The sequence below is a fragment of the Neobacillus sp. SRL179 genome (assembly GCF_984799095.1).
In genome coordinates this window covers 350,001-376,996 of the sequence record NZ_OZ481792.1, presented here as the reverse complement: position 1 = coordinate 376,996, position 26,996 = coordinate 350,001, and the positions used below count along the sequence as shown (strand labels likewise).

The 26,996-nt window shown below is 43.6% G+C and carries 22 protein-coding genes, 5 rRNA genes and 1 riboswitch (1 of these 28 only partly in view); of the genes, 6 read left to right on the top strand and 21 right to left on the bottom strand.

From position 1 onward, the window contains the following. Position 1: 1 nt before the first annotated feature. The 10 genes from purF to AC4E8C_RS01945 form a co-directional block, all read right to left on the bottom strand. Positions 2-1,408 (bottom strand): amidophosphoribosyltransferase, encoded by a 1,407-nt coding sequence (gene purF, locus AC4E8C_RS01990; RefSeq protein WP_490209835.1) that lies wholly within the window; start codon positions 1,406-1,408, stop codon positions 2-4. Further along, positions 1,393-3,609, bottom strand: a complete 2,217-nt coding sequence (gene purL, locus AC4E8C_RS01985) for a phosphoribosylformylglycinamidine synthase subunit PurL (RefSeq protein WP_490209833.1) — start codon at positions 3,607-3,609, stop codon at positions 1,393-1,395. Before purL ends, purF begins: the two co-directional genes overlap by 16 nt. Then, positions 3,593-4,276, bottom strand: coding sequence for a phosphoribosylformylglycinamidine synthase subunit PurQ (gene purQ / locus AC4E8C_RS01980; protein ID WP_490209832.1), 684 nt, complete (start codon positions 4,274-4,276; stop codon positions 3,593-3,595). Before purQ ends, purL begins: the two co-directional genes overlap by 17 nt. Then, positions 4,273-4,527 (bottom strand): phosphoribosylformylglycinamidine synthase subunit PurS, encoded by a 255-nt coding sequence (gene purS, locus AC4E8C_RS01975; protein WP_490209830.1) that lies wholly within the window; start codon positions 4,525-4,527, stop codon positions 4,273-4,275. Before purS ends, purQ begins: the two co-directional genes overlap by 4 nt. Further along, positions 4,520-5,233, bottom strand: coding sequence for a phosphoribosylaminoimidazolesuccinocarboxamide synthase (gene purC / locus AC4E8C_RS01970; protein ID WP_490209828.1), 714 nt, complete (start codon positions 5,231-5,233; stop codon positions 4,520-4,522). The genes purS and purC overlap by 8 nt, the downstream gene beginning before the upstream one ends. Positions 5,234-5,537: 304 nt before the next feature. Continuing rightward, the gene (gene purB / locus AC4E8C_RS01965; RefSeq protein WP_490209826.1) at positions 5,538-6,836 is read right to left on the bottom strand and encodes an adenylosuccinate lyase; all 1,299 of its coding nucleotides are present in this window, start codon (positions 6,834-6,836) and stop codon (positions 5,538-5,540) included. Between the two features lie 21 nt (positions 6,837-6,857). After that, entirely contained in the window at positions 6,858-7,988 is a 1,131-nt protein-coding gene (gene purK / locus AC4E8C_RS01960; protein WP_490209824.1) for a 5-(carboxyamino)imidazole ribonucleotide synthase, read from the bottom strand. Further along, complete coding sequence (purE, locus tag AC4E8C_RS01955) at positions 7,981-8,469, bottom strand: 5-(carboxyamino)imidazole ribonucleotide mutase (protein WP_490209822.1); 489 nt, start codon at positions 8,467-8,469, stop codon at positions 7,981-7,983. Before purE ends, purK begins: the two co-directional genes overlap by 8 nt. A 119-nt stretch (positions 8,470-8,588) precedes the next feature. Further along, a riboswitch (purine riboswitch) is annotated at positions 8,589-8,690 on the bottom strand. Between the two features lie 94 nt (positions 8,691-8,784). Then, positions 8,785-8,982 (bottom strand): NETI motif-containing protein, encoded by a 198-nt coding sequence (locus AC4E8C_RS01950; protein WP_490209820.1) that lies wholly within the window; start codon positions 8,980-8,982, stop codon positions 8,785-8,787. Further along, on the bottom strand, positions 8,979-9,521 hold the full coding sequence (locus AC4E8C_RS01945; protein WP_490209818.1) for a DUF2179 domain-containing protein: 543 nt from the start codon (positions 9,519-9,521) through the stop codon (positions 8,979-8,981). The genes AC4E8C_RS01950 and AC4E8C_RS01945 overlap by 4 nt, the downstream gene beginning before the upstream one ends. 120 nt (positions 9,522-9,641) lie before the next feature. On the opposite strand from AC4E8C_RS01945, the gene AC4E8C_RS01940 reads away from it, so the two are divergent. Next, positions 9,642-10,889 (top strand): TolB family protein, encoded by a 1,248-nt coding sequence (locus AC4E8C_RS01940; protein ID WP_490209816.1) that lies wholly within the window; start codon positions 9,642-9,644, stop codon positions 10,887-10,889. Between the two features lie 418 nt (positions 10,890-11,307). Here the strand turns inward: AC4E8C_RS01940 and rrf (AC4E8C_RS01935) are convergent. The 3 genes from rrf (AC4E8C_RS01935) to AC4E8C_RS01925 all read right to left on the bottom strand — a co-directional run bounded on the left by rrf (AC4E8C_RS01935) (position 11,308) and on the right by AC4E8C_RS01925 (position 16,424). Then, positions 11,308-11,424 (bottom strand): 5S ribosomal RNA (rrf, locus tag AC4E8C_RS01935). A 219-nt stretch (positions 11,425-11,643) separates the two neighbouring features. Further along, positions 11,644-14,580: ribosomal RNA gene (locus AC4E8C_RS01930) — 23S ribosomal RNA — on the bottom strand. A 294-nt stretch (positions 14,581-14,874) separates the two neighbouring features. Beyond that, a 16S ribosomal RNA gene (locus AC4E8C_RS01925) occupies positions 14,875-16,424 on the bottom strand. Together the 16S, 23S and 5S rRNA genes form the textbook arrangement of a ribosomal RNA operon. Positions 16,425-16,828: 404 nt before the next feature. Between AC4E8C_RS01925 and AC4E8C_RS01920 the strand changes: the two genes are divergently transcribed. Then, entirely contained in the window at positions 16,829-17,446 is a 618-nt protein-coding gene (locus AC4E8C_RS01920; protein ID WP_490209815.1) for a YitT family protein, read from the top strand. 6 nt (positions 17,447-17,452) lie between these two features. Here AC4E8C_RS01920 and cysC read toward each other — a convergent pair whose 3' ends face one another. The 5 genes from cysC to AC4E8C_RS01895 all read right to left on the bottom strand — a co-directional run bounded on the left by cysC (position 17,453) and on the right by AC4E8C_RS01895 (position 21,344). Then, complete coding sequence (gene cysC / locus AC4E8C_RS01915; protein ID WP_490209813.1) at positions 17,453-18,055, bottom strand: adenylyl-sulfate kinase; 603 nt, start codon at positions 18,053-18,055, stop codon at positions 17,453-17,455. A gap of 60 nt (positions 18,056-18,115) precedes the next feature. Next, complete coding sequence (gene sat / locus AC4E8C_RS01910) at positions 18,116-19,279, bottom strand: sulfate adenylyltransferase (RefSeq protein ID WP_490212438.1); 1,164 nt, start codon at positions 19,277-19,279, stop codon at positions 18,116-18,118. 37 nt (positions 19,280-19,316) lie between these two features. Beyond that, the gene (locus AC4E8C_RS01905) at positions 19,317-19,973 is read right to left on the bottom strand and encodes a phosphoadenylyl-sulfate reductase (RefSeq protein WP_490212437.1); all 657 of its coding nucleotides are present in this window, start codon (positions 19,971-19,973) and stop codon (positions 19,317-19,319) included. A 79-nt stretch (positions 19,974-20,052) separates the two neighbouring features. Beyond that, on the bottom strand, positions 20,053-20,592 hold the full coding sequence (locus AC4E8C_RS01900; RefSeq protein ID WP_490209812.1) for a histidine phosphatase family protein: 540 nt from the start codon (positions 20,590-20,592) through the stop codon (positions 20,053-20,055). A 2-nt stretch (positions 20,593-20,594) separates the two neighbouring features. Beyond that, positions 20,595-21,344, bottom strand: coding sequence for a phosphosulfolactate synthase (locus AC4E8C_RS01895; protein WP_490209811.1), 750 nt, complete (start codon positions 21,342-21,344; stop codon positions 20,595-20,597). Between the two features lie 188 nt (positions 21,345-21,532). On the opposite strand from AC4E8C_RS01895, the gene AC4E8C_RS01890 reads away from it, so the two are divergent. The 4 genes from AC4E8C_RS01890 (at position 21,533) to AC4E8C_RS01875 (ending at position 24,330) form a co-directional block, all read left to right on the top strand. Beyond that, positions 21,533-22,756 (top strand): MFS transporter, encoded by a 1,224-nt coding sequence (locus tag AC4E8C_RS01890; protein ID WP_490212436.1) that lies wholly within the window; start codon positions 21,533-21,535, stop codon positions 22,754-22,756. A 56-nt stretch (positions 22,757-22,812) separates the two neighbouring features. After that, positions 22,813-23,094: a hypothetical protein gene (locus AC4E8C_RS01885; RefSeq protein WP_490209809.1), complete on the top strand. Its 282-nt coding sequence runs from the start codon at positions 22,813-22,815 to the stop codon at positions 23,092-23,094. Positions 23,095-23,210: 116 nt separating this feature from the next. Further along, entirely contained in the window at positions 23,211-23,975 is a 765-nt protein-coding gene (locus tag AC4E8C_RS01880) for a sulfite exporter TauE/SafE family protein (RefSeq protein WP_490209808.1), read from the top strand. Between the two features lie 82 nt (positions 23,976-24,057). Next, complete coding sequence (locus tag AC4E8C_RS01875) at positions 24,058-24,330, top strand: YqhV family protein (protein WP_490209807.1); 273 nt, start codon at positions 24,058-24,060, stop codon at positions 24,328-24,330. A gap of 104 nt (positions 24,331-24,434) precedes the next feature. On the opposite strand, the gene AC4E8C_RS01870 is transcribed toward AC4E8C_RS01875, so the two are convergent. The 3 genes from AC4E8C_RS01870 to AC4E8C_RS01860 all read right to left on the bottom strand — a co-directional run. Next, positions 24,435-25,910 (bottom strand): spore germination protein, encoded by a 1,476-nt coding sequence (locus AC4E8C_RS01870; protein WP_490209805.1) that lies wholly within the window; start codon positions 25,908-25,910, stop codon positions 24,435-24,437. Between the two features lie 567 nt (positions 25,911-26,477). Beyond that, positions 26,478-26,594 (bottom strand): 5S ribosomal RNA (gene rrf, locus AC4E8C_RS01865). A gap of 216 nt (positions 26,595-26,810) precedes the next feature. Further along, positions 26,811-26,996: ribosomal RNA gene (locus tag AC4E8C_RS01860) — 23S ribosomal RNA — on the bottom strand; it runs 2,752 nt beyond the window's last position.

The following is a 26,996-nucleotide window of genomic DNA, read 5'->3' as shown; positions in this document are numbered from 1 at the left end:
GTCACCCCTTTTGATAATAATATTGAAGTGTATCAGGATAGATTTCCGTTGGATAATTCCCAGTGAAACAGCCCAGACAATATCCATTTGTGCCTTCCTGGCCAAGAGCCTTCATCATGCCTCCTACGCTGATAAAGGTTAAGGAATCCGCTCCAATCAGTTCTCTTATCTCTTCAACTGATTTATCAGATGCGATTAACTCCTCCTTCGAAGAGGTGTCAATCCCATAAAAACAAGGATTTTTAATCGGCGGTGAACTAATGACGACATGCACTTCTGTTGCTCCCGCGTCTTTTAGCATCCTCACGATTCTTCGACTGGTTGTTCCGCGCACGATCGAATCATCGACCATCACTACCCGTTTGCCTTCGACTACACCCCGGACAGCGGATAATTTCATTTTTACCCCTTGTTCCCTTAACGTTTGTGAAGGCTGGATAAACGTCCTGCCGACATATTTATTCTTAATCAAACCCATTTCATAGGGAATCCCTGTTGCTTCCGCATAGCCAATCGCGGCTGAAATACTGGAATCTGGAACCCCGGTAACAACATCTGCTTCAATCGGTGCTTCCATCGCTAATTGTTTTCCCATGTTTTTGCGGGCCGTATGCACATTGATGCCATGAATGTTACTATCCGGTCTTGAAAAATAAATATATTCCATCGTACAAACAGCTTTGGTCGTACTCAAGGCAAATCGTTCAGACGTTAGACCGTTATCATTAATAATTAATAACTCGCCTGGCATAATGTCGCGGATGTATTCTGCCCCGATCACATCAAACGCACATGTTTCAGACGCAACAACATAAGCATCACCCAAACAGCCGAGTGACAAAGGTCTTAAGCCATGGGGGTCAAGTGCCACCATTAACTCATTTTCCGTCATAATTAGATAGGCATAGGCCCCCTTTAACATGGAAAGGGCATTTTTAACTTGATCATTAAAATGGGGATAGCCGCTTCTTCTAATTAAATGGGCCAAAACTTCCGTATCAGAGCTTGTTTGAAAAATACTTCCCTGTCCTTCGAGCTGGTATTTCAAGGAATTAGCGTTAACGAGATTTCCATTATGAGCAAGAGCAAGACTGCCAGTTTGCGAATGGAACAAGAGCGGCTGGACGTTTTCATATCCTCCCCCGCCTGCGGTTGCATAGCGAACGTGTCCAATCGCTGAATTTCCGGTTAGTTCTTTCATCACATTGGCAGTAAAGATCTCGGTCACCAGTCCTTCACCCTTTACCACTTTAAGGGCCTTCCCGTCATTGACGACGATGCCAGTTCCCTCTTGGCCGCGATGCTGCAAGCTATGCAGTCCGTAATACGTTAATTGGGCAGCATCTTTATGTCCCCAGACACCAAAAATGCCGCACTCTTCATTTAATCCCTTTATTTCAGGAAGCATGGGATAGCTCCTTTCCAGGCAGCTTTCAATTCTTCAATGGAAGCTTCCAGTACGGTTGACTCACCGTTTGTAATTTGTAACTTCGCTGTATCAGTAACAGAGCCGATTTGAGCTGCATCTACTAACCTTTCAAACTCATGCTGATGTTCTTTTTTCACTGTTAATAGAAACCGAGATTGTGTTTCACTGAATAAAGCGGAGACAGGGCTTCCGTCAATTGCCACGTTCGCTCCCAGCTGTTTATTTGCAAACAGACACTCGGCTAATGCCACGGATAAGCCGCCTTCTGAAAGGTCATGTGCTGATTGCACCAAACCGGCACGAATCGCTGCTAAAACTTGATTTTGTCTTTCTTTTTCAATCTCGATATTTAATTCAGGGGCTTTACCAAAGACCCGTCCGTTCAATAGCTTTTGGAGCTCACTTCCGCCGAATTCATCCTTGGTGTCTCCCACTAAATAAATGAGGTCGCCCGCCTGTTTAAAGTACTGCGTTGTGATATGGTCTATGTCGGTTACTAAACCAACCATTCCGACAACAGGTGTTGGGTAAATAGCTGTTCCGCTCGTTTCATTGTATAAAGACACGTTTCCGCCAATTACTGGAGTTTCCAGGACACGGCAGGCTTCACTCATGCCATCAGCCGCTTTTTCAATCTGCCAGAACACTTCTGGTTTTTCCGGATTGCCAAAATTGAGGTTATCTGTAATCGCTAACGGTTCTGCACCAGAACAAACAATATTCCGGGCCGCCTCGGCGACAGCGATTTTTCCGCCCACTTCTGGATCTAAATAGACATAACGGGAATTACAATCCGTTGTCATTGCTAACGCTTTACGTGTACCGCGAATCCTTACAACGGCAGCATCAGATCCCGGGGAAACAACCGTATTTGTACGAACCATATAGTCATACTGCTCATAAACCCATTCTTTGCTAGCTACCGTAGGCTGGCTTAAAAGTCTTACTAATGTTTCCTTCAAATCATCCACTTGTGGAACAACATTCTCCATGGTCTGGAATTCTGCAAAATAACCTGGCTCTTTTGATGGTTTGTGGTAAACCGGTGCATCCTCGGCTAGTACATCAGCGGGAACATCAGCCACGATTTCTCCTTTATGGAAAAGGCGCACTTGTTTATCACTCGTAACTGTTCCAATCCCTACAGCTTCTAAGCCGTATTTTTCAAAAAGCTCCACGATTTCCTGTTCTCTTCCTTTTTTCACGACAATCAGCATTCGCTCTTGGGATTCCGACAACATCATTTCATAAGCGGTCATCCCTGTTTCACGCTGTGGAACTAAGTCTAAATTCATCTCAAGGCCCATTCCGGCTTTACTAGCCATTTCTGCAGATGAACTAATCAGTCCCGCTGCCCCCATATCTTGAATCCCAACCAGGGCATCGTAATGAATCAATTCTAAGCATGCCTCCAGCAGTAATTTTTCCATAAATGGGTCGCCTACTTGCACGGCAGGACGATCCTCGCTTGATTGTTCGGTTAATTCTTCTGAAGCAAAAGTGGCCCCATGAATACCGTCTCGGCCTGTTTTTGCCCCGACATACATCACCGTATTGCCCTCCCCATGGGCCTGACCCTTCTTGATATCCTTATGGTCGATGAGGCCGACACACATGGCATTCACAAGTGGATTTCCTTCATAGCATGGGTCGAACTGGATTTCGCCGCCAACCGTCGGAATGCCGATACAGTTCCCATAACCGGCGATCCCAGCAACAATTTCTTTAAATAAATAGCGGACGCGGGCCGAATCAAGTTCCCCAAAACGAAGCGAGTTTAACATCGCAATCGGCCTAGCCCCCATTGAAAATACATCACGGATAATCCCGCCTACACCAGTTGCCGCGCCTTGATAAGGCTCAATTGCCGAGGGATGGTTATGACTTTCGATTTTAAAAACCACTGCCTGCTCATCGCCAATATCAACGATTCCCGCGCCTTCGCCAGGTCCTTGCAGAACACGGGATCCTGTAACAGGGAATTTTTTTAAGATTGGCTTAGAATTTTTATAGCTGCAATGCTCCGACCACATAACGGAGAAAAGGCCTGTTTCGGTATAGTTTGGTGTACGTCCTAGAATGTTTTCAATCAGTGCGAATTCCTCGTCGGACAAACCCATCTGCTGATATATTTTGTCTGCTTTAATCTGATTCGGATTTGGTTCAAGCGTTAACAACATGTGCTTCCCTCCACATTTTCACAATCGATTGGAACATCTTTAGTCCGTCGGCACCGCCCAAAAGTTGATCCACTGCCCGCTCAGGGTGTGGCATCATCCCAAGGACATTACCCTTTTCATTGATAATCCCCGCAATATCTTCTAAACTGCCATTCGGATTTTGCTGATACGTAAAGACAATTTGATGATTCGCTTTTAGTTTCGCAAGCGTTTCTTCATCGCAATAATAATTTCCCTCACCGTGTGCAACAGGAATGGTGATGGTCTGCCCTTGTTGGTATTCAGCCGTAAACATGGTTTCGTTTGTTTCTACCTTAAGTTCAACAGGCTTGCAAATAAATGAAAGACTTTCATTCCGCCGCATGGCACCTGGCAGCAATCCTGCCTCTAGGAGAATTTGGAATCCATTGCAGACACCTAGAACCGGTTTTCCTGCTTCTGCCGCCTTGACAACCTCTTTCATCACTTTGCTGAACCGGGCAATGGCCCCCGTACGCAAGTAATCTCCATAAGAAAATCCGCCCGGAAGTAAAATAGCGTCAAACTCATCTAAATGATCCGTATCATGCCAAACATACTCCACATCTTCGCCAAGTTCGTCCTTAATGGCGTGGTACATATCAACATCGCAATTGGATCCCGGAAACACGATGACAGCAAACTTCACTGTGTAACACACTCCTCTACTTCGTATCGGTAGTCCTCAATAACAGGATTTGCAAGAAGATTAGTACAAATTTCATTGACTACTTCGTTTATATCACGGTCAGATTCTTCAATTGTCAGCTCCATATATTTACCGATGCGAACATCTGCCACTTGTGGGTAGTTTAAGGAATGTAAGGAATGGGTAACAGCCTTCCCTTGTGGATCCAACACACTTTCCCTTAATGTTACAAATACCTTAACTTTATACATGCTGATGTCCTCCTAATCTCGCTAAAATATTTTCATATGCATCTGTTAAACTACCTAAATCCCGGCGGAATACATCCTTATCGAGCTTTTCATTCGTGGCCTGGTCCCATAGCCGGCAAGTATCTGGAGAGATTTCATCTGCCAATAAAATTCGGCCTTCACTGTCCTTGCCAAACTCTAATTTAAAATCTATAAGGCGAATGCCTAGGTCATTGAAAAAGCTGGATAAAACTGCATTAATTTGAAGTGCCTTTTCACGTAAAATGGCTGCTTCCTCAGCGGTAGCCACTTGTAGTTCTAAGATGTGGTCAATTGTAAGGAGCGGGTCACCAAGTGCATCATCTTTTAAGTAAAACTCCACGATAGGTGTGGATAATGGATTTCCTTCTTCAATTCCCAATCTTTTTGAAAAGCTCCCTGCAGCAACGTTGCGAACAACCACTTCAAGCGGAATAATTGTTACCCTTTTTACGAGTTGCTCTGTTTCAGAAATTCGTTTGATAAAATGTGACTCGATTCCCTGTTCTTTAAGCTTTAAAAATAGCAAACTAGTAATTTCGTTATTGAGACGGCCTTTGCCCGTAATTTCTGCCTTTTTCTCGCCGTTAAAAGCGGTGGCGGAATCTTTGTACTTAACGAGAACTTCTTCTTCCGTGTTTGTTGCGTAAATACATTTCGCTTTTCCTTCATAAAGTAATTCTTTCATCGTGAACCGCTCCTTATTCGGAATATTGGGAATTTTCGAGATAGCAGAGGGGAAGGAATGAATGATGCCCCTCTGTTTTTGGGGAAAACTAGGTCATCGGCCACTTGAACCTCTCTTAGCGACCGTAGGCTCTTTTTTTTCTCGGCTGCGGTCGCTTAGGACCTCTCTTAGCGACCGACTACCCTCTTTTTCATCGGCTTCGGTCGCTTAGGACCTCTCTTAACGACCGACTACCCTCTTTTTCATCGGCTTCGGTCGCTTAGGACCTCCCTTAGCGACCGTACCTCTTCCAGCACATAAAATCTTATTCATTCAACCCTAACCGCTCAAATATCATATCGACATGTTTGAGGTGATAGTTATAGTCAAAGCAATAGGCGATTTCCGCCGGTGAAAGTAATGAGGTGATTTTTTCTTCCGCTTCGATCAAGCTGCGGAATGGTACTTGTTTCTCCCATGCCTCCATCGCCTTTGGCTGAACAGTATCATAGGATTCTTCGCGGGATAGTCCTTTATCAATCAGTGCAAGCAGAACACGTTGCGAGTAAATTAACCCTAGGGTACGGTCCATGTTGCGCTTCATATTTTCTGGATAAACGGTAAGGTTCTTCACTATATTTCCGAAGCGGTTCAACATATAATTCAAAGCAATTGTCGCATCCGGTAAAATAATCCGTTCTGCCGAAGAATGAGAGATATCACGTTCGTGCCAAAGCGGCACATTTTCGTAGGCTGTCAGCATGTAACCGCGAATCACGCGGGCCATCCCCGTCATATTTTCCGAGCCAATTGGATTCCGCTTATGCGGCATCGCGGATGAACCTTTTTGTCCTTTTGCAAAAAACTCCTCGACCTCACGGGTTTCACTTTTTTGCAAACTACGGACTTCAACGGCAAACTTTTCAATCGATGTCGCAATCAAGGCAATCGTTGACATATAGTGAGCATGGCGATCGCGTTGTAAAGTTTGGGTTGAAATAGGCGCTGCGCCAAGACCTAATTTTTCGCACACATACTGTTCGACAAATGGATCAATATTAGCATAGGTGCCGACTGCACCAGAAATTTTTCCAAACTCCACACCCGCTGCTGCCTGTTTAAACCGATCTAGGTTGCGTTTCATTTCTTCATACCATAAAGCCATTTTCAAACCAAAAGTGGTTGGCTCAGCATGCACACCATGTGTCCGACCCATCATTACCGTCAGTTTGTTTTCTTTTGCTTTATTTTTTAATATCTCGATAAAGTTCTCGATGTCTTTGATTAAAATGGCATTGGCTTGTTTCAACACATAAGATAATGCCGTGTCAACAACATCTGTTGAGGTTAAGCCGTAATGAACCCATTTCCGCTCTTCACCCAATGTTTCCGACACCGCGCGGGTAAAGGCAACGACATCGTGTCTGGTTTCTTCTTCAATTTCTTTAATCCGGTCAATATTAAAAGAAGCATTTTCACGGAGTCTTCTAACATCTTCTTTTGGAATTTCCCCTAGCTCGGCCCATGCTTCACATGCAAGAATTTCTACCTCGAGCCAGGCATTAAAGCGGTTTTCCTCCGTCCAAATAGCACCCATTTCCGGGCGTGTATAGCGATCAATCATGTTTTATCCCCCATCTTTTCTTTATTCTGTATCCCAGATACGGCTTTCTTTGACTTCTGCAAGTGCTGTCTCCACGTTCTCTCGTAAAATCGTCACATGACCCATTTTTCGTTTGGTCTTTGCCTCTTTTTTACCATATAAATGAATCTTCCAGTCATTCGTAGTCGGAATTTCTTTATAGAGTGTTTCAAGATGCTCACCTAATAGGTTGACCATAACGGCTGGTTTTAATAGCTCCGTACTTCCTAGCGGCCAATTGCAAATAGCGCGGATATGCTGCTCAAACTGGGACGTTTCGCAAGCTTCAATCGTATAATGCCCAGAATTATGCGGCCGTGGGGCCAATTCATTTATATAAATGGTTCCGTCACCACAAAGGAACATCTCGACAGCAAGCGTCCCGACTAATTGTAACGAATCCGCCAGCTTCTTTGCCAGCTGGACAGCTTCAGTTTGCAAAACTTGTGGAATTCGGGCCGGTACAATCGTTTTATCTAAAATATTATCTCGGTGAATGTTTTCCGCCACTGGGAAAAAGGCTGTTTCTCCATCAAGCTTTCGAGTTACGATAACGGATATTTCTTTTTCAAACGGGATCCATTTTTCCAAAACACATGGACCATGTTTTAAAAGGGGGTCAGCCTTGGCTAAATCCTGCTTTTCCCTAATTACGAGTTGTCCCTTGCCATCATAGCCGCCTCTCGCCGTTTTCAAAACAGCCGGGTAACCGATGGTGTTTATTTTTAAAAATAAATCCTCACTACTGCTTACAACTTCATAAGGTGCAACTTCCACACCTGCTTCTTGAATGGATGCTTTTTCCTTAATCCTGTCTTGTGTAATGGTTAGCAGCTTCGGTCCTTGTGGGACATATGCCTGTTCACACAGCCAGCATAATGTTTCGGCATCAATGTTTTCAAATTCATACGTAATCACATCACTGAGTTCAGCCAAATTGCTGATCGCTTCTCGGTCATCATAAGCACCGATCACCTCGAAATCCGCGACCTGACCGCACGGTGAATCTGCCGTTGGTTCTAACACTGCAATTCGGAAGCCTTGGGCCTTTGCCGCCAATGCCATCATTCTGCCAAGCTGGCCGCCGCCGATAATTCCTATCATTGCTCCTGGTAATATCGTTTGGCTAGGCAAGTTGATCACTACTTTCCAACACTTCTAGTTTAGTTGCTTCTCTTCGTGCTTCAATTTTTCCAGCAAGTTCGTCGTCACTTATTGCTAGAATCTGTGCTGCAAGTAATCCTGCATTCACCGCACCCGCTTTGCCAATTGCGACCGTCGCTACAGGTACACCGCCAGGCATTTGCACGATTGACAGCAATGAGTCTAACCCCTTAAGGGATTGTGATTGTACTGGGACGCCGATGACAGGCAAAGTTGTTTGCGACGCTGTCATCCCTGGAAGATGGGCCGCACCGCCTGCCCCAGCAATAATTACCTTTATACCTCTATCTCTTGCTTCCTTTGCATATGTAAACATCAAATCAGGTGTTCGATGAGCCGATACTACTTTTTTTTCATAAGCAATCTCCAATTGGTCTAGAACGTCACATGTGTGTTTCATGGTTTCCCAATCCGATTTACTTCCCATGATAACGCCAACAAGAATGGACATTTAAATCCCCCTTTTTTTCCAAAATAAAATACCCGAACAAATAGCTTCTCGCGAAAGAGAAAGCCATTTGTTCGGGCATGTTTAAATAAAGTAAGGGGCGACCCCTTTTATAATTGCCGAACATATTGACTTTCCCTCATAGTCCAATAATTTACGGTTATTGGGTAGAAACTTATGGGCCATATCCCCATGGATATACGAGGGTAAAAATAAACTGGTTGTTCATCTGATAGTCTTATCATACCAACCAACTCGTTTGGCTGTCAACCAATATGTCGAACAATTATTTTTATATAACACTATATTGTTCGTGTTTTACTCAATTACCTTTGCTTCAAACACTATTTGCCGGCCGATTGGCTCATAAACGGTCTCGCCAGCTTTTTTCACCTCTTGAAAAATAGGCTTTTCCGTTCGGCGGACAGGAGCATATCCTTGCTGTTTCATTCTATTCAAACACTCCTCAATACTTTCATTTTCCTGCACCTCAAATTGCAGCTTTTTTTTGCTCATGAAAATAACTTCCCTCTTTTCACTGATTTGACCCAAAAGCCGCCATGAATCGATTTTGGTTCATAGGAAATGATGAATGCTTTTGGATCCAAGGTTTTAATTTTATCGTATAATTTTAATTCAAATTTTCTAGGCGTTAAGATTTGCAGTGCCATTCGATTGCCTTCAAGCCCGTGTGCCGCCCAGTCTGTAACACCATAGCCCTCTTCCCGCAGCTCCTTCGGTAAATTTTTATCATATTCAGCCGTAATCACATTAACGGTAATATATCCCAATGCGAGCTTTTCTTCAATTTTCATACCGACAATTACGCCAATGCCATACCCCACCGCATAGGCAATCAGATTTTGAATTTCATTGAGGTTGTTTAAGACAAGGCCAAGGCCCAATACATAAATAACCACCTCAATCATACTCAATCCTGCGGCCAAGTAACGCTGTCCTTTTAAAGTTAAGATCATTCTGATTGTAAAAAAGGATACATAAACAATGTTGATGATCAGAATAATGGCTACCATCATAAAGCTATTCTCTAACATAAGAATTCCTCCTTTCACACACTCCCACCACTGTAGCACTTTTTATTTGGGAATTCATGATGATTCTATATTATTTGTATAAACTAAAACAACTACTTCTAGGAAAAAAGGATGGTTACGATGCTGAAAAAACCCATTTTTATTATTATTCTTCTTATTACATTACCCATTTTGTCCCCATCTATAGCCTTAGCTGATAATTCCTCCAATAACCTGAAAGCTGCCTTTATCCGAAATGATGATTTATGGATGAAAACGGGAAACAAGGAACGCCAATTAACACATGGAGAAAAGGTACGGTACCCCAAGTGGTCGAACGATAGCAATTGGATTGCCTACTTAAAGGGAGGGGACGAGCTGTCCTACAGTGGAGATTTGTGGTTATACAATGTTAAAATGAACAACCATATGAAAATTAAAACAAATGTAAATCCAAATTTCCAATGGGCACCGCTAGATAATAGAATTAGTTTTTTGATAAACAAACAGTTATATGTTGTCAATTTGGACCCGGCTATTCCATTCTTAGTAACTTCCCTGGCACCAAACATTGAAAATTTCTCTTGGCTCCCTGATGGTAAAGGATTAATTGCCTCTTCAAGAGAACGGGAGGAACTACATTCAGATATTATTTTGAAAAAAATAACCGTTAACAGGCACAAGCCAACTGTTAAGCACTTTTTCACGATTCCGGTTGGAGAAGATGAATTCTATGTTAGCACCAGTCAGTTTAAATGGTCCCATGACCAGAAATGGCTTAGTTTCCTATTAATCCCGACTGCATCGTTATCAGCAGATGCAAATACGCTTTGTCTGCTATCTGAGGATGGCCGAGCTTTTAAAAGGCTGGGTGACATGTTAAACGATGAGGACTGGTTCCGCTGGGCACCTACAAAAGGCGTTCTCGGCTATATTGCTGGGGTTGGCAGAGAGGCTCTGAAGAATAAACAATTAAAGACGGTCACTGTCCCATCCTTTCAAGTGGGGGATTTATCTCCCATTGGGTATGCTGACCGGGATTTCTTTTGGAAAAATAATGCGCATATTTATGTTTCACGTTCCAAAGAAGGTGAATTAACTGAGGTAAATACACGGCCACTGCCAAGTATCTTTGACCTAAATATTTTAACGAAGAACCTGCGTCAGCTGACTTTCCCCCCTAAAAATGCAGGAGACTTTATTCCACAATTTACAGGCCGGCAACTCGTGTGGATAAGGACCAACAGACATAAGGCGGATGTTCTTGTTTCTAAGCCCGATGATCGTATGAAGGAAAGATTTTGGATTAAACAGATTGATTTAGGAACTTGGTATTACGAGAAGTGGAATTGGGATGAGGTGTTTAGTTTATATAAGGCGCGCCTCTAGTTCTGTCTTCAAGGCGACTTCTTAAAGACACTTTGGCCTGCGATCCAGCTGGTTTTGTCCTCAAGAAAGCTTCTTAAAGACATTTTGGCCTTCGGTCCAGCTGGTTTTGTCCTCAAGACAGCTTCTTAAAGACACTTTAGCCTTCGGTCCAGCTGGTTTTGTCCTCAAGACAGCTTCTTAAAGACACTTTAGCCTTCGGTCCAACTGGTTTTGTCCTCAAGACGGCTTCTTAAAGACACTTTAGCCTTCGGTCCAGCTGGTTTTGTCCTCAAGATAGCTTCTTAAAGACATTTTGATTAGCTAAAACATAAAGTTTGTCTTTAAGAAAGAGATGCCCCTATAAATAGCACCATCCTCATACGATTTTAGATTGTTTCTGACGCAAAAAAGACAACCCATTACAGGTTGTCTTTTGTGTGCCTGGCAACGTCCTACTCTCACAGGGACGCGTGTCCCAACTACCATCGGCGCTGAGAAGCTTAACTTCCGTGTTCGGTATGGGAACGGGTGTGACCTTCTCGCCTTAATTACCAGACTATTTAATTAGAGGTTCATTCCCTCAAAACTAGATAATGCAGAAGAAGTTTGTAAACAAGAGTAATAATTGTCCAGCTCCAGCGTCCAGCAACTAGTGTCCTTCGGTCTTCTCCCTACGATAAGTCAACATCGAATCGCTTACGCTCTTCGTGTTTCCTTTATCTCAGTCAAAGTCCTCCAGGCCATACGTTGCTAGGCGGACGCTTCCGCTTTTCGTTTGGTTAAGTCCTCGAACGATTAGTATCAGTCAGCTCCACATGTCGCCATGCTTCCACCTCTGACCTATCAACCTGATCATCTTTCAGGGTTCTTACTAGCTTGACGCTATGGGAAATCTCATCTTGAGGGGGGCTTCATGCTTAGATGCTTTCAGCACTTATCCCGTCCGCACATAGCTACCCAGCGATGCCTTTGGCAAGACAACTGGTACACCAGCGGTGCGTCCATCCCGGTCCTCTCGTACTAAGGACAGCTCCTCTCAAATTTCCTGCGCCCACGACGGATAGGGACCGAACTGTCTCACGACGTTCTGAACCCAGCTCGCGTACCGCTTTAATGGGCGAACAGCCCAACCCTTGGGACCGACTACAGCCCCAGGATGCGATGAGCCGACATCGAGGTGCCAAACCTCCCCGTCGATGTGGACTCTTGGGGGAGATAAGCCTGTTATCCCCGGGGTAGCTTTTATCCGTTGAGCGATGGCCCTTCCATGCGGAACCACCGGATCACTAAGCCCGACTTTCGTCCCTGCTCGACTTGTAGGTCTCGCAGTCAAGCTCCCTTGTGCCTTTACACTCTACGAATGATTTCCAACCATTCTGAGGGAACCTTTGGGCGCCTCCGTTACTCTTTAGGAGGCGACCGCCCCAGTCAAACTGCCCACCTGACACTGTCTCCCACCCCGATAAGGGGTGCGGGTTAGAATTTCAATACAGCCAGGGTAGTATCCCACCGACGCCTCCACCGAAGCTAGCGCTCCGGCTTCTCAGGCTCCTACCTATCCTGTACAAGCTGTACCAAAATTCAATATCAGGCTACAGTAAAGCTCCACGGGGTCTTTCCGTCCTGTCGCGGGTAACCTGCATCTTCACAGGTACTATAATTTCACCGAGTCTCTCGTTGAGACAGTGCCCAGATCGTTACGCCTTTCGTGCGGGTCGGAACTTACCCGACAAGGAATTTCGCTACCTTAGGACCGTTATAGTTACGGCCGCCGTTTACTGGGGCTTCGATTCAGAGCTTCGCTTGCGCTAACCCCTCCTCTTAACCTTCCAGCACCGGGCAGGCGTCAGCCCCTATACTTCGCCTTGCGGCTTCGCAGAGACCTGTGTTTTTGCTAAACAGTCGCCTGGGCCTATTCACTGCGGCTCTTCGAGGCTATGAACCTCAAAGAGCACCCCTTCTCCCGAAGTTACGGGGTCATTTTGCCGAGTTCCTTAACGAGAGTTCTCTCGCTCACCTTAGGATTCTCTCCTCGCCTACCTGTGTCGGTTTGCGGTACGGGCACCTTTTATCTCGCTAGAGGCTTTTCTTGGCAGTGTGGAATCAGGAACTTCGGTACTAAATTTCCCTCGCTGTCACAGCTCAGCCTTCACAGTGAACGGATTTTCCTATTCACCAGCCTAACTGCTTAGACGCGCATATCCAACAGCGCGCTTACCCTATCCTCCTGCGTCCCCCCATCACTCAAACGATAAAGAGGTGGTACAGGAATATCAACCTGTTGTCCATCGCCTACGCCTTTCGGCCTCGGCTTAGGTCCCGACTAACCCTGAGCGGACGAGCCTTCCTCAGGAAACCTTAGGCATTCGGTGGATGAGATTCTCACTCATCTTTCGCTACTCATACCGGCATTCTCACTTCTAAGCGCTCCACCAGTCCTTACGGTCTAGCTTCAACGCCCTTAGAACGCTCTCCTACCACTGACACCTGATGGTGTCAATCCACAGCTTCGGTGATACGTTTAGCCCCGGTACATTTTCGGCGCAGAGTCACTCGACCAGTGAGCTATTACGCACTCTTTAAATGGTGGCTGCTTCTAAGCCAACATCCTGGTTGTCTAAGCAACTCCACATCCTTTTCCACTTAACGTATACTTTGGGACCTTAGCTGGTGGTCTGGGCTGTTTCCCTTTTGACTACGGATCTTATCACTCGCAGTCTGACTCCCACGGATAAGTCTTTGGCATTCGGAGTTTGTCTGAATTCGGTAACCCGATGAGGGCCCCTAGTCCAAACAGTGCTCTACCTCCAAGACTCTTACTACGTGAGGCTAGCCCTAAAGCTATTTCGGAGAGAACCAGCTATCTCCAAGTTCGATTGGAATTTCTCCGCTACCCACACCTCATCCCCGCACTTTTCAACGTGCGTGGGTTCGGGCCTCCATCCAGTGTTACCTGGACTTCACCCTGGACATGGGTAGATCACCTGGTTTCGGGTCTACGACCACATACTCATTCGCCCTATTCAGACTCGCTTTCGCTGCGGCTCCGTCTTTTCAACTTAACCTTGCATGGGATCGTAACTCGCCGGTTCATTCTACAAAAGGCACGCCATCACCCATGAACGGGCTCTGACTACTTGTAGGCACACGGTTTCAGGAACTATTTCACTCCCCTTCCGGGGTGCTTTTCACCTTTCCCTCACGGTACTGGTTCACTATCGGTCACTAGGGAGTATTTAGCCTTGGGAGATGGTCCTCCCTGCTTCCGACCGGATTTCTCGTGTCCGGCCGTACTCAGGATCCACTCAGGAGGGAACGAAGTTTCAACTACAGGGTTTTTACCTTCTATGACGGACCTTTCCAGATCGCTTCATTTACCCCGTTCCTTTGTAACTCCATGTTGAGTGTCCTACAACCCCAAGAGGCAAGCCTCTTGGTTTGGGCTATGTCCCGTTTCGCTCGCCGCTACTCAGGGAATCGCGTTTGCTTTCTCTTCCTCCGGGTACTTAGATGTTTCAGTTCCCCGGGTATGCCATCAATACCCTATGTATTCAGGTAAAGATACTGCTCCATTACGAGCAGTGGGTTCCCCCATTCGGAAATCTCCGGATCAAAGCTTACTTACAGCTCCCCGAAGCATATCGGTGTTAGTCCCGTCCTTCATCGGCTCCTAGTGCCAAGGCATTCACCGTGCGCCCTTTCTAACTTAACCTAAAAGGTTATTTCTCTTAATTACTTAAGAGAGAAAACTAAAATGGCGATTACTCGATGTTTTCTTGCTTCTTCTTACGATTATCTAGTTTTCAAGGAACAAGGCTACTGACTTCAATCACATCGTGAATGAACTTCAGAGCGTTACTTCATGCTGCCTTGCGACGAGCTGAGGGATTACTTCCTCGAGCTACTGCGGCGCAGGAGCAATTGAATTGAGAGATTGCACTCTCAAAACTAAACAAACAAAAAGCGGTCAACTTTTATCAGTCCACAAGGACTGCATATTCCTTAGAAAGGAGGTGATCCAGCCGCACCTTCCGATACGGCTACCTTGTTACGACTTCACCCCAATCATCTGTCCCACCTTAGGCGGCTGGCTCCTTACGGTTACCCCACCGACTTCGGGTGTTACAAACTCTCGTGGTGTGACGGGCGGTGTGTACAAGGCCCGGGAACGTATTCACCGCGGCATGCTGATCCGCGATTACTAGCGATTCCGGCTTCATGTAGGCGAGTTGCAGCCTACAATCCGAACTGAGAATGGTTTTATGGGATTGGCTAGGCCTCGCGGCTTTGCTGCCCTTTGTACCATCCATTGTAGCACGTGTGTAGCCCAGGTCATAAGGGGCATGATGATTTGACGTCATCCCCACCTTCCTCCGGTTTGTCACCGGCAGTCTCCTTAGAGTGCCCAACTGAATGCTGGCAACTAAGAACAAGGGTTGCGCTCGTTGCGGGACTTAACCCAACATCTCACGACACGAGCTGACGACAACCATGCACCACCTGTCACTCTGTCCCCCGAAGGGGAACGTCCTATCTCTAGGAGTGTCAGAGGATGTCAAGACCTGGTAAGGTTCTTCGCGTTGCTTCGAATTAAACCACATGCTCCACCGCTTGTGCGGGCCCCCGTCAATTCCTTTGAGTTTCAGCCTTGCGGCCGTACTCCCCAGGCGGAGTGCTTAATGCGTTAGCTGCAGCACTAAGGGGCGGAAACCCCCTAACACTTAGCACTCATCGTTTACGGCGTGGACTACCAGGGTATCTAATCCTGTTTGCTCCCCACGCTTTCGCGCCTCAGCGTCAGTTACAGACCAGAAAGCCGCCTTCGCCACTGGTGTTCCTCCACATCTCTACGCATTTCACCGCTACACGTGGAATTCCGCTTTCCTCTTCTGCACTCAAGTCCCCCAGTTTCCAATGACCCTCCACGGTTGAGCCGTGGGCTTTCACATCAGACTTAAAGGACCGCCTGCGCGCGCTTTACGCCCAATAATTCCGGACAACGCTTGCCACCTACGTATTACCGCGGCTGCTGGCACGTAGTTAGCCGTGGCTTTCTGGTTAGGTACCGTCAAGGTACCGGCAGTTACTCCGGTACTTGTTCTTCCCTAACAACAGAGCTTTACGACCCGAAGGCCTTCATCGCTCACGCGGCGTTGCTCCATCAGACTTTCGTCCATTGTGGAAGATTCCCTACTGCTGCCTCCCGTAGGAGTCTGGGCCGTGTCTCAGTCCCAGTGTGGCCGATCACCCTCTCAGGTCGGCTACGCATCGTCGCCTTGGTGAGCCGTTACCTCACCAACTAGCTAATGCGCCGCGGGCCCATCTGTAAGTGTCAGCGTAAACCGACTTTCAGCTTTTCCTCATGAGAGGAAAAGGGTTATCCGGTATTAGCATCGGTTTCCCGATGTTATCCCAGTCTTACAGGCAGGTTGCCCACGTGTTACTCACCCGTCCGCCGCTAACTTTTAAAAGCAAGCTTTTAAAAGTCCGCTCGACTTGCATGTATTAGGCACGCCGCCAGCGTTCGTCCTGAGCCAGGATCAAACTCTCCGAGAAAGTTGATTTAGCTCATTTTGTTACGTTGGCTTAGTTTCAAATGAAACTAATATTATTGTTTGTTGACGTTTTTGTTTGTTTAGTTTTCAAAGAACAATTTCACCGCTGTTGAAGCGACAAGATATATAATACCATGTTCACTACGCTTATGTCAACACATAACTTTTAATTAATTATGTTTGACCTCCTCGCGAAGCAACTTTATTATCTTACCAGCTATGACGATATAATTCCACATGTAATAATTCCCATTTTTAAAATAACCGAATCAACTAGGTTTTTTGAACTGCCATTCCACATATTCCTTCCAGCACTCTCATAAAATGGACAAGGAAGGATTGTCCTAAGGAGGGATTGAACTTGGAAATTACCTTAAGCTATCATAGGATTATTGACGCTATCTTATGAAAAAAACATTGTTAACCTATTTCTGTTTGCTTTTTGGAGCCACCTTGCAAGGCATGTCTATGTCCTTATTTTTATTTCCTCACTCCATTCCTTCTGGCGGGGCTGCCGGAATCGCCATTTTAATGAATCATTGGTTTCATTTTTCTCTAGGATTATCTTTGTGGATGGCCAATATCGTGTTTTTATTTTTTGCGATACATTACTTTGGCTATACTTGGACATTCAGAACGATACTGTCTGTTGCGATTACTTCAACAACCGTCAACATCCTCACCGCGTATGTCCCCCATCTGCATGTCCATTTATTAGTTGATATTGCGGCTGGAAGTGTATGTTTTGGTATAGGGGTTGGACTCTTGATTCGCGCAGGAGCCTCGAGCGGCGGCATGGTGATTCCAGCCTTAATGATTGCTGCCTATAAGGATTGGAGTCCTGGTAAGGTGATGATGGGAATTAACTTTTTAATTTTCTTATTAACCGCACTTGTTATCGATTATAAAATTGTCCTTTTCGCTATCATTTGTCAGTTTTTCTCTACCAACATCATTGATTATATTTACGAGCTAAAGTTTCACAAAATACGGATTTTAACCACTAATTGGCGAAGAAGATAGGAAGACCTAGTAAAGGATCTTCCTATCTTTCATATAGGCTAACACTTTTTTTACAGACTGTTCAATTGTCATTTTGTCAGAGTCAATGATGATTTCTGGATCTAATGGTGCCTCATACGGGGAAGAAATCCCGGTAAATTCAGCTATTTCTCCATTACGGGCTTTTTTATATAAACCTTTGGGATCACGATCCTCACAAACTCGGATCGGACAATTTACATATATTTCAATAAATTCATCCGCCTCAAACATTTTACGAACTAATTCTCGATCCTCAAGAAAAGGGGAAATAAAAGCCGAGGAAACGATTAGTCCACTGTCTACAAATAGTTTCGCCACTTCCCCAATTCTACGGATATTTTCCTTACGATCTTCTGCTCCAAAGCTTAAATCACGGTTTAATCCATGACGAATGTTATCACCATCCAAGACGTAGCTTCGATAATGTTCTTGAAAAAGCGTATGGTCCACCGCATTAGCCAGCGTTGACTTTCCTGACCCTGATAATCCCGTAAACCAAAGAACGCAGCTTTTATGACCATTCAAGAGATGGCGTTTTTTTTTGGTAATCGTTGTGTGATGCCAAGTGATGTTTGCCCTTTTATTCATTTTCTACACCCTTTTGCCTAACCAGATTTAAGAAAAGTCACGATGTCCCCACAAAAAAGCCTAACCAATCGTTGTGTTTTTATTTTTAGATAGCTCCTGCAACCCTTGTATAAGCGTAGCAGCTACTTCGGGACGGCTAAATTCTTTGGGCGGCTGTACCCCGCTTTTTAACATGCCGCGAACGGCCGTACCCGATAATGTAACATGGTCTTTCCGATCATGTGGACATGTTTTTTCAGACGCCATGTTTTCACACTTTCTACAATAAAAACTGTTTTCAAAAAACAGTGGTTTAATCCCTAATTCTTCTTCGGTAAAGTGACTGAATATTTTTTGAGCATCGTAGGTTCCATAATAGTTTCCTACTCCTGCATGATCTCTTCCAACAATGAAATGGGTACATCCATAATTTTTGCGGACAATCGCATGGAAAATCGCCTCACGGGGGCCCGCGTAACGCATGGCAGCAGGAAAAACAGATAGAAATACCCGATCTTGCGGATAATAATTTTCTAGTAAGACTTGATAACTCTTCATGCGGATATCACCGGGAATATCATCTGACTTTGTTTCTCCTACTAACGGATTTAAAAACAAACCATCGACTGTTTCTAATGCTGACTTTTGGATGTACTCATGTGCGCGATGTACGGGATTTCTTGTTTGAAAGCCAACAACAGTTTCCCAGCCTAACGATTTAAACTTTTCCCTTGTTTGAACGGGGTCCAGATAAAAGGCTTCAAAATTACTTATTTCAGGTCTTTTAACAAGGGTAATCGGCCCAGCCAGATAAATTTCAGGCCGGTCGAACAGCTTTTTAACCCCTGGATGATGTAAATCAGTTGTTTTATAAACTTTTTCGGCCTCAACGTACTTATCAGGACGATATATTTCCTTTACCTTCATAACTCCATACACGACGCCATTATGAATAAGGTTAATTGTTTCCCCGATTTTCAGCTGTTTCGCTTTCATATAATCAACGGCGAGTGTAATCGGAATAGACCAGGGAAGTCCGCCCGTAAGCCTCATTGTTTGTACGACCGATTCATAATCTTCTTTTCCCATAAATCCCTCTAGGGGGCTATAGGCACCATTAGCAATGAGCTCTAAATCACTTAATTCTAATTTATCGAGTTCAATCGTATGTCGAATATTTTCTTTCGTATAGTTAATATCCATCCGATTGATCAATTTGCCTCCATGCGGCCTGTTTTCACCCATCATTATTTCCTCCCTCTCATGACACGGTTCTCCTCCATTACCCCTCATGAATGCCGCATTCTGTTTTTGCGGTTCCAACCCATCTTCCTGAACGTTGATCCCCAGGATTCGTAACGGCATGGGTACATGGGGCACAGCCGATACTCGGATACCCTTGATCGTGCAATGGATTATAGGGCAGCTTGTTCAAATGAATATAGGTCATGATCTCTTCCCATGACCAATGAATAAGAGGACAAATTTTAACCTTTTGAAACTTTTCATCCTTATTTATATATTGGGTTTTGCTTCTTGAAGGGGATTGCTCTCTTCTTAAACCAGATATCCATGCTGATACGTTTGCCAGCGCTTCTTTTAATGGGACAACTTTTCTCATGTGGCAGCAAAGATTAGGATTATCAAACCATAATTCTTCTCCATACCATTTTGCTTGGTCTTCTAAATTATGTTTTGGTTTTAGCATGGTTATTTGCAAGGTGGGGTATCGTTCCTTTACCTTGTCAATTAATTCATAGGTCTCAGCAAAATGAAGTCCTGTATCAAGAAAGATTATCTTTGCCTGTTTATTGACCTTATGAATTAAGTCAATTAACACAATTCCTTCCGCACCAAAGCTGCAGGAATAAACGATATCGTCTTGATACTCCTGATAGGCCCATTTTAAGGCATCCAAGAAATCTGGTTTACAATCCATAAATTCTGCTATTTTTTTCTCATCCCAATGTTCATAGGTTAGCTTTGCCGTCAATCCTCACCCCTCCGTTTCTCTCTCATTACCCTTTGTTCTTTACTTCTAGGGTCACACAGGCATTATTTTCTACCTGAATGGTATTCATTTTATTGATATTGCCATGGTGTAAATAAGAAATTAGCGCTCTAATCCATGATCCGTGTCCAAATACTAAAATATGGCTTTTGCTTTTGTACTTATCTAAAAACTGCAAAATTCTTTTTTCTAAATTCTTTATACTCTCCCCAAGAACTAAATCCCGTGGGTTTTCCAACCACTGAACGCCATATTTTTTAATTAACTTTTCCTTTGGAACCCCCTCAAAGGGGCCAAAATCAAGCTCATCTAATAATCCTTCTGTTTCTGCAGCAAAACCATAAAGCAAAGCTGTCTGGTGTGTCCGTTTTAAGGTACTTGCCAATACGATCTCCACTGGCGGCAGTTGATTAAGGAGCTGCAAATTCTGCGTAATTTTCGTTTGAAATTCCTCCGTTACGGGAGAGAGCTCTATATCCTTTCTTCCCTGAAGCCATGTCTTTTTGTTCCATTCAGTGGGGAGATGCCGTATTAAGGTTATGATCATTCTTACGCCTCCAAGAAAAATGTTTCACTTCTCAACCCACGGCGCTGTGATTCTAAGACTAATACATCGTTTATTTTCACATTGCCCAAATTGACATTGGGACCGATTTCCTTGATAAAGTACATTTGATGTTTAGCCGATGGTGCTTCAAAGATGATTTTTCGGCAATCTAAATCTTGTAATAATTCCCTAATTAAATCAGATTTAATATCACCGCATTTTTGATAAATTCCAGATGTTCCAGAGTCCCTGCCTTCTGTAATTACATAATCACACCCAGCATCTAAAAGAAGCTTCATTTCTTCTTTCCATTCTGAAATTGGCATGTCACTATTAGAATCTTTCGAACCAACCTCTGCGATGACATGAAAATCATTCTTTATTTGTGATATTAGGTTGAGTCGTTCCTTAAGAGGTATATCTAACGTTCCGTTTGATATTTCCATCCATTCAATTCCTAATCCCTGCAAAAAGGATAAATATTCTGGGATTTTTCTTTGGTAAAAGCATTTCTCAAACAACGTACCACCACAATAAGGCTTAATCTGAAAATCCTGATAAAGCTGCACTTTTTCCTTTAAGTTTGGGGTAACATAGGCTGAACCTATTCCAATCTTGGCAATATCAATGAGGTCGGCAAAATCAGATAATATATTCCTTAATTCCCCGATTGGGGTGCCAAAATCGATTACCGAAGTTAAACCGTAGGACCTATTTCCAGTTGTCCTTTCCGGTAATGTTAAAAAATCCATAGGCAATGGCCTCCTTATTTTTCTAGGATAGATTATTCAAAAAGTTGCCTATGGTGAAAGCTTTGGGCTTTTACCCTTAGAATTAGGCATTTGTCATGCATAAACATCCCTATTAGGCCAAACAATAATAGAGCTTAATTTCAAAGTTAGGGGTGTACATTCAATTGCCAAAGCAAAAACATAAAGGCATGACTATACTCGCAATCGGTTCGATCCCGCTTATTTTAGTGTTAGGAAACTCAATGTTAATCCCAATTCTTCCGAAAATGAAAACAGAACTACATGTTACACAATTTCAAACGAGTTTAATCATTTCTGTATTTTCCATTGCAGCGGCAATCTCAATCCCTGTATTAGGATATTTATCAGATCGATTTTCTCGAAAGGCAGTCATAATTCCTGCTCTAATTTTGTATGGGAGCGGTGGTTTATTAGCAGGAGCCGCAGCAGCATGGTTTTCTAGTTCCTATACTTGGATTCTTGCAGGCAGGATTATGCAGGGAATCGGTGCTGCAGGCACGGCCCCTATTGCCATGGCGTTGGCAGGAGATTTATTCAAAGGCGCTGAACAAAGTAAGGTCTTGGGGTTAGTGGAAGCCTCCAATGGATTCGGAAAAGTCATAAGCCCGATCATTGGTTCTCTATTAGCTCTTCTATTTTGGTACGCTGCATTTTTTGCTTTCCCTATCTTTTGTTTAGCCTCCGTTTTATTAACAATCTTTTTTATCAAAGAGAAGAAAGCGGAGAAAGAACCACCTCCTGTTGGAAAGTATGTAAAAGGATTAGTGTCCGTGTTTAAAACGGAAGGGCGCTGGCTATTTGCAGCCTATTTAACTGGTGCATCCTGTCTCTTTACCCTGTTCGGCATTTTGTTTTATATATCCGACATCCTTGAGAAGGATCATCATATTGACGGATTGTTAAAAGGAGCCATTTTAGCCATACCGCTTTTATTCATGACTTCCACTTCCTATTTAACAGGCAGTCATATAGGAAAAAAAATGAAGCTGATGAAATCATTAATTGTGATTGGCTGTCTTCTTATGACAGCATCCTTTGCCTCACTAGTATTTTTCACCAAGTTACTGCCGTTTTTTTCGGTACTTGTCGTCAGCAGTGTTGGGACAGGTCTTGTTCTCCCTTGTATTAACAGCTTTATTACCGGCTCCGTGCCGTCAGATCGCAGGGGATTCGTTACCTCATTATATGGCTCTGTCCGATTTTTAGGGGTTGCCATTGGACCGCCCATTTTTAGTACCTTAATGGAATGGTCGCGAACTGGAATGTTCTTGTCGACGGCAGGTTTGACCTTGTTATGTGCCTTATTGAGCCTCATGTTGATTCATGTCGCTAAAAAGGAACCTGCAAAAGAAGAAAATGACTCACTGTTTGAAAAACTCTCTTTTAGTTAGCGCGAAAAATACGCTAAACGAAAGCACTAGACCTGGACAGGAAGGAGGAGGTACACATGCAAATTTATTTTTCACCTGAAGTCATCACACCAGAATATCAAGTTTTAAATGTGGTGGATACAAAAAACAAGGGAGTCGGCAATGTAGCCTTTTTATTTGACGAAAAAAAGCTGTATGTATATGGAATCTTAGAAGAGGACGAAGTAGGAGCTGACTTTAAAGATTTAATCACTCCCTATGTTAAAGGCTTAGCGAAAGCAAAGCCGGGTTTGGATATTTTCTCCTGTATATATGTGGGCTGTAAAAAAATAACACTGAATGATGAGGAGCAGAAATAACTCAAATGGGTGACTTAATCAAGTCACCTATTTTTTTGGGCATACAAGTCATGGCACAAGGCATGTAACTACTTCATATTTTATTGTGGTAAGTCTATTCTATGGAGTGTTGCCTAATGAGCATGGGGATTATTGTCATGGGTTTAATCATTGGTTTTATGGTGGGGCTGACAGGTGTAGGCGGCGCGGCATTGTTAACACCCATTTTAATATTATTGGGGATTAATCCATCAATTGCTGTAGGAACAGATCTTGTTTACAACTCCATCACTAAGCTCTTTGGTTCTATTCAGCATTGGAGACAAAAAACGATAAATTTTAAACTAGTGAAATACCTTGCGATCGGAAGTATTCCCAGTGCCATTTGTGCCGTAGGAATCCTCCATCTATTTGATTCCTTTTTTCACAATCAAGAATTAGTCATAAAACATGCACTTGGTTACGTACTGATTTTAGTGGCACTGTCTACTCTGATTAAAACATTTGTAAAAAATAAAGCAGGCCTCAATCAATTGCAAAAAAAGTCCATAGAGGAAAAGAGGCTTTTAACTATTGGGTTAGGAGCTGTATTAGGCTTTATTGTCGGTTTGACATCGATTGGATCCGGTTCATTATTTGCACTCGCGATGATCTATTTGTATAAGATGAGTCCTTCCGAGGTGGTGGGAACTGATATTGCCCACGCATTTTTATTGGTTTCCGCCGCAGGAATGATGCATGCGGGAATTGGCAATGTTGATTATATGTTAATGGTGAACCTTCTACTCGGGTCCATTCCAGGTGTCGTGATTGGAAGTACTATGTCATCCAAATTCCCCGAGAAACCTTTAAGAACCATTATGGCGTTAATGATTTTAATTAGTGGGATTAAATTGATTTAATCTCTTTGATTTAAAAAAACATGTCCTTCTCTTGAGAAAACCAACATATAATGTGATGAAATGGGCTTATCAGGAGGTAGCTATGTTTATTATTTTAGAAAAAGCGGTATTAGGGATGGCATTTTTAAGATTATTATCTGGTAGTATCGAGATATTTGCGGCAATTTTAATGTTAAAATTTAATTCAGTCGAAAAAGCTCTTATGATTAACTCCTCACTTGCCCTAGTTGGACCGATTATTCTCATCCTAACTACCACTATCGGCCTCTTGGGGATTGTTGGGGATATATCCATTATGAAAATTGTATGGATCTTTCTTGGAATAACGTTAATTTTTGTAGGTGTAAGGTCATAATTAAAGATCCTAATAGAGGAAAAAAGGGATGCCCCAAAAAGTGTTGTGTACCCCCTATCGTGTTTTCGTGAGAGGTCAAGCTCAACTCTTTTTGGGACATCCTCTTAATCAATGTCTTGTCTTGTTTTATCCTGCGGATTAAGCATATTGCCGCGAAAATTGATATACGGCACAGGGGACCGGAAAAGGACCAATTTAATATCATGTGGATTAAACGGAATAAAGGGGTACAAATAAGGAATTTTCATACTCGATGTATGAACCAGTAACAAGATCCATAACGTAATTCCAATAACGAGTCCAGGTACTTGAAGGATGGCTACCATCAGTAAAAAGAAAACCCGCATGATCCGATTGGCCAAGCTTAATTCATAACTAGGTGTCGCAAAAGTTCCTATTGCAGCAACAGCAACATAGAGAACCACCTCATGGGTGAAAATCCCAACCTGGACAGCAACATCACCAATGATAATGGCTGATACGATACCAAGTGCGGTCGCAAGGGCATTAGGCGTATGAATGGCAGCCATCCGCAATATCTCTATCCCGACTTCAGCGATGAGAAACTGCCAAATCAATCCTATTTCCCCATGATCCTTTACCCCGATGAATTTCCATCGTTCAGAAAGCAGCTGTTCATTAGTTGCATAGGTGTACCAAAGTGGTAAAAGGAATAGGGAAGCCGTTACTGCAATAAATCGAGCCCATCTTAAAAATGCCCCTACCAATGGCTTCTGACGATACTCCTCCGCATGTTGGAGGTGATGCCAGTATGTGGTAGGACAAATCATTACGCTTGGCGATCCATCTACAACAATGAGGACATGACCTTCCATTAAATGAACCGAGCTTGTATCTGCTCTTTCAGTATAACGGACTAATGGATAGGGATTATAGTTTCGGCCAAAAACAAATTCCTCGATTGTCTTTTCACCCATGGAAACTCCATCAATAGAAATTCCCTCGAGTTTTTCTCTTAACATTCTTACATTTTCTAAATCCGCAATACTATCTATGTATACAAGTGCTACATCTGTTTTTGATCGTTTTCCTACTTGAACATATTCCATTACAAGTGAACGGTCACGTACTCTTCGGCGAATTAATGCCAAATTAAACACGATTGTTTCAACAAATCCATCACGCGGCCCACGAACCACTCGTTCAATGTCAGGTTCCTGCGGGGAACGAATCGGATATTCACGGGAGTCAATCATGATGACTTGTTGACCATGTTCCACCACCAAAGCCGTTTGACCGGCTAGGACTTGAGCAATTACCTCTTCTAAATCGGTAGTGGTATTAACCTCTACATGTGGAATAAAGGTTTTTACAAGCTCGTTTATTGGGTCATTTTTATAGTCCTCTGGTTTACGCTTTTCAATCTCTTTCATAATTAGCAGTAAGAGATTAGCTGACGCGAAACCATCAATTAAGAACATACTCATCCTATGTCCGCCATACTCTAGCTTGCGGTGAATGATATCAAAGTTTCTCCCAATTCGCAGCTCTTCTTTTAAGTAATCTATATTATCCTCGTATCTTTCCTTTACTGGTATTTGAGTTCCCTTTTTTCCCAAACGTGCCAACTCCTAGAATTATCATTAAGGATATTTTGCGGTATAGGAAGTGATTCTATACCCATAATTTGAAGTACATCTCGTAAGCCGCATGGAGGAGAGCTTTTTGGATAGGTCTATTGTTTATTGTTGGTGTATTTACTTTGAAGGTTGTCCTGTAGTCGGAGCACTAAAGACATTCTGAACTAGTTGTCGGTGAGTTTTGTCCTTAAGATAGCTTCTTAAAGACATTTTGAGGAGACTCGTGAGTGATTTTGTCCTTTAGATGGGTTCTTAAAGACATTTTGAGCAGTCCTTCGGAGAGTTTTGTCCTTAACGCGGCCTCTTAAAGACATTTTGAGCAGTCCTTCGGAGAGTTTTGTCCTTAACGCGACCTCTTAAAGACATTTTAAGCAGTGCATCGAAGAGTTTTGTCCTTAAGCCGGTATCTTAAAGACAATTTGAATGGCTAAGACATAAAGTTTGTCTTTAAGTAAGAGATGCCCCTATAAATAGCACCATCCTCATACGATTTTAGATCGTTTTCTGACGCAAAAAAGACAACCCATTACAGGTTGTCTTTTGTGTGCCTGGCAACGTCCTACTCTCACAGGGACGCGTGTCCCAACTACCATCGGCGCTGAGAAGCTTAACTTCCGTGTTCGGTATGGGAACGGGTGTGACCTTCTCGCCTTAATTACCAGACTATTTAATTGAGGCTCATTCCCTCAAAACTAGATAATGCAGAAGAAGTTTGTAAACAAGAGTAATCATTGTCCAGCTCCAGCGTCCAGCAACTAGTGTCCTTCGGTCTTCTCCCTGCGATAAGTCAACATCGAATCGCTTACGCTCTTCGTGTTTCCTTTATCTCAGTCGAAGCCCTCCAGGCCATACGTTGCTAAGCGGACGCTTCCGCTTTTCTTGGTTAAGTCCTCGAACGATTAGTATCAGTCAGCTCCACATGTCGCCACGCTTCCACCTCTGACCTATCAACCTGATCATCTTTCAGGGTTCTTACTAGCTTGACGCTATGGGAAATCTCATCTTGAGGGGGGCTTCATGCTTAGATGCTTTCAGCACTTATCCCGTCCGCACATAGCTACCCAG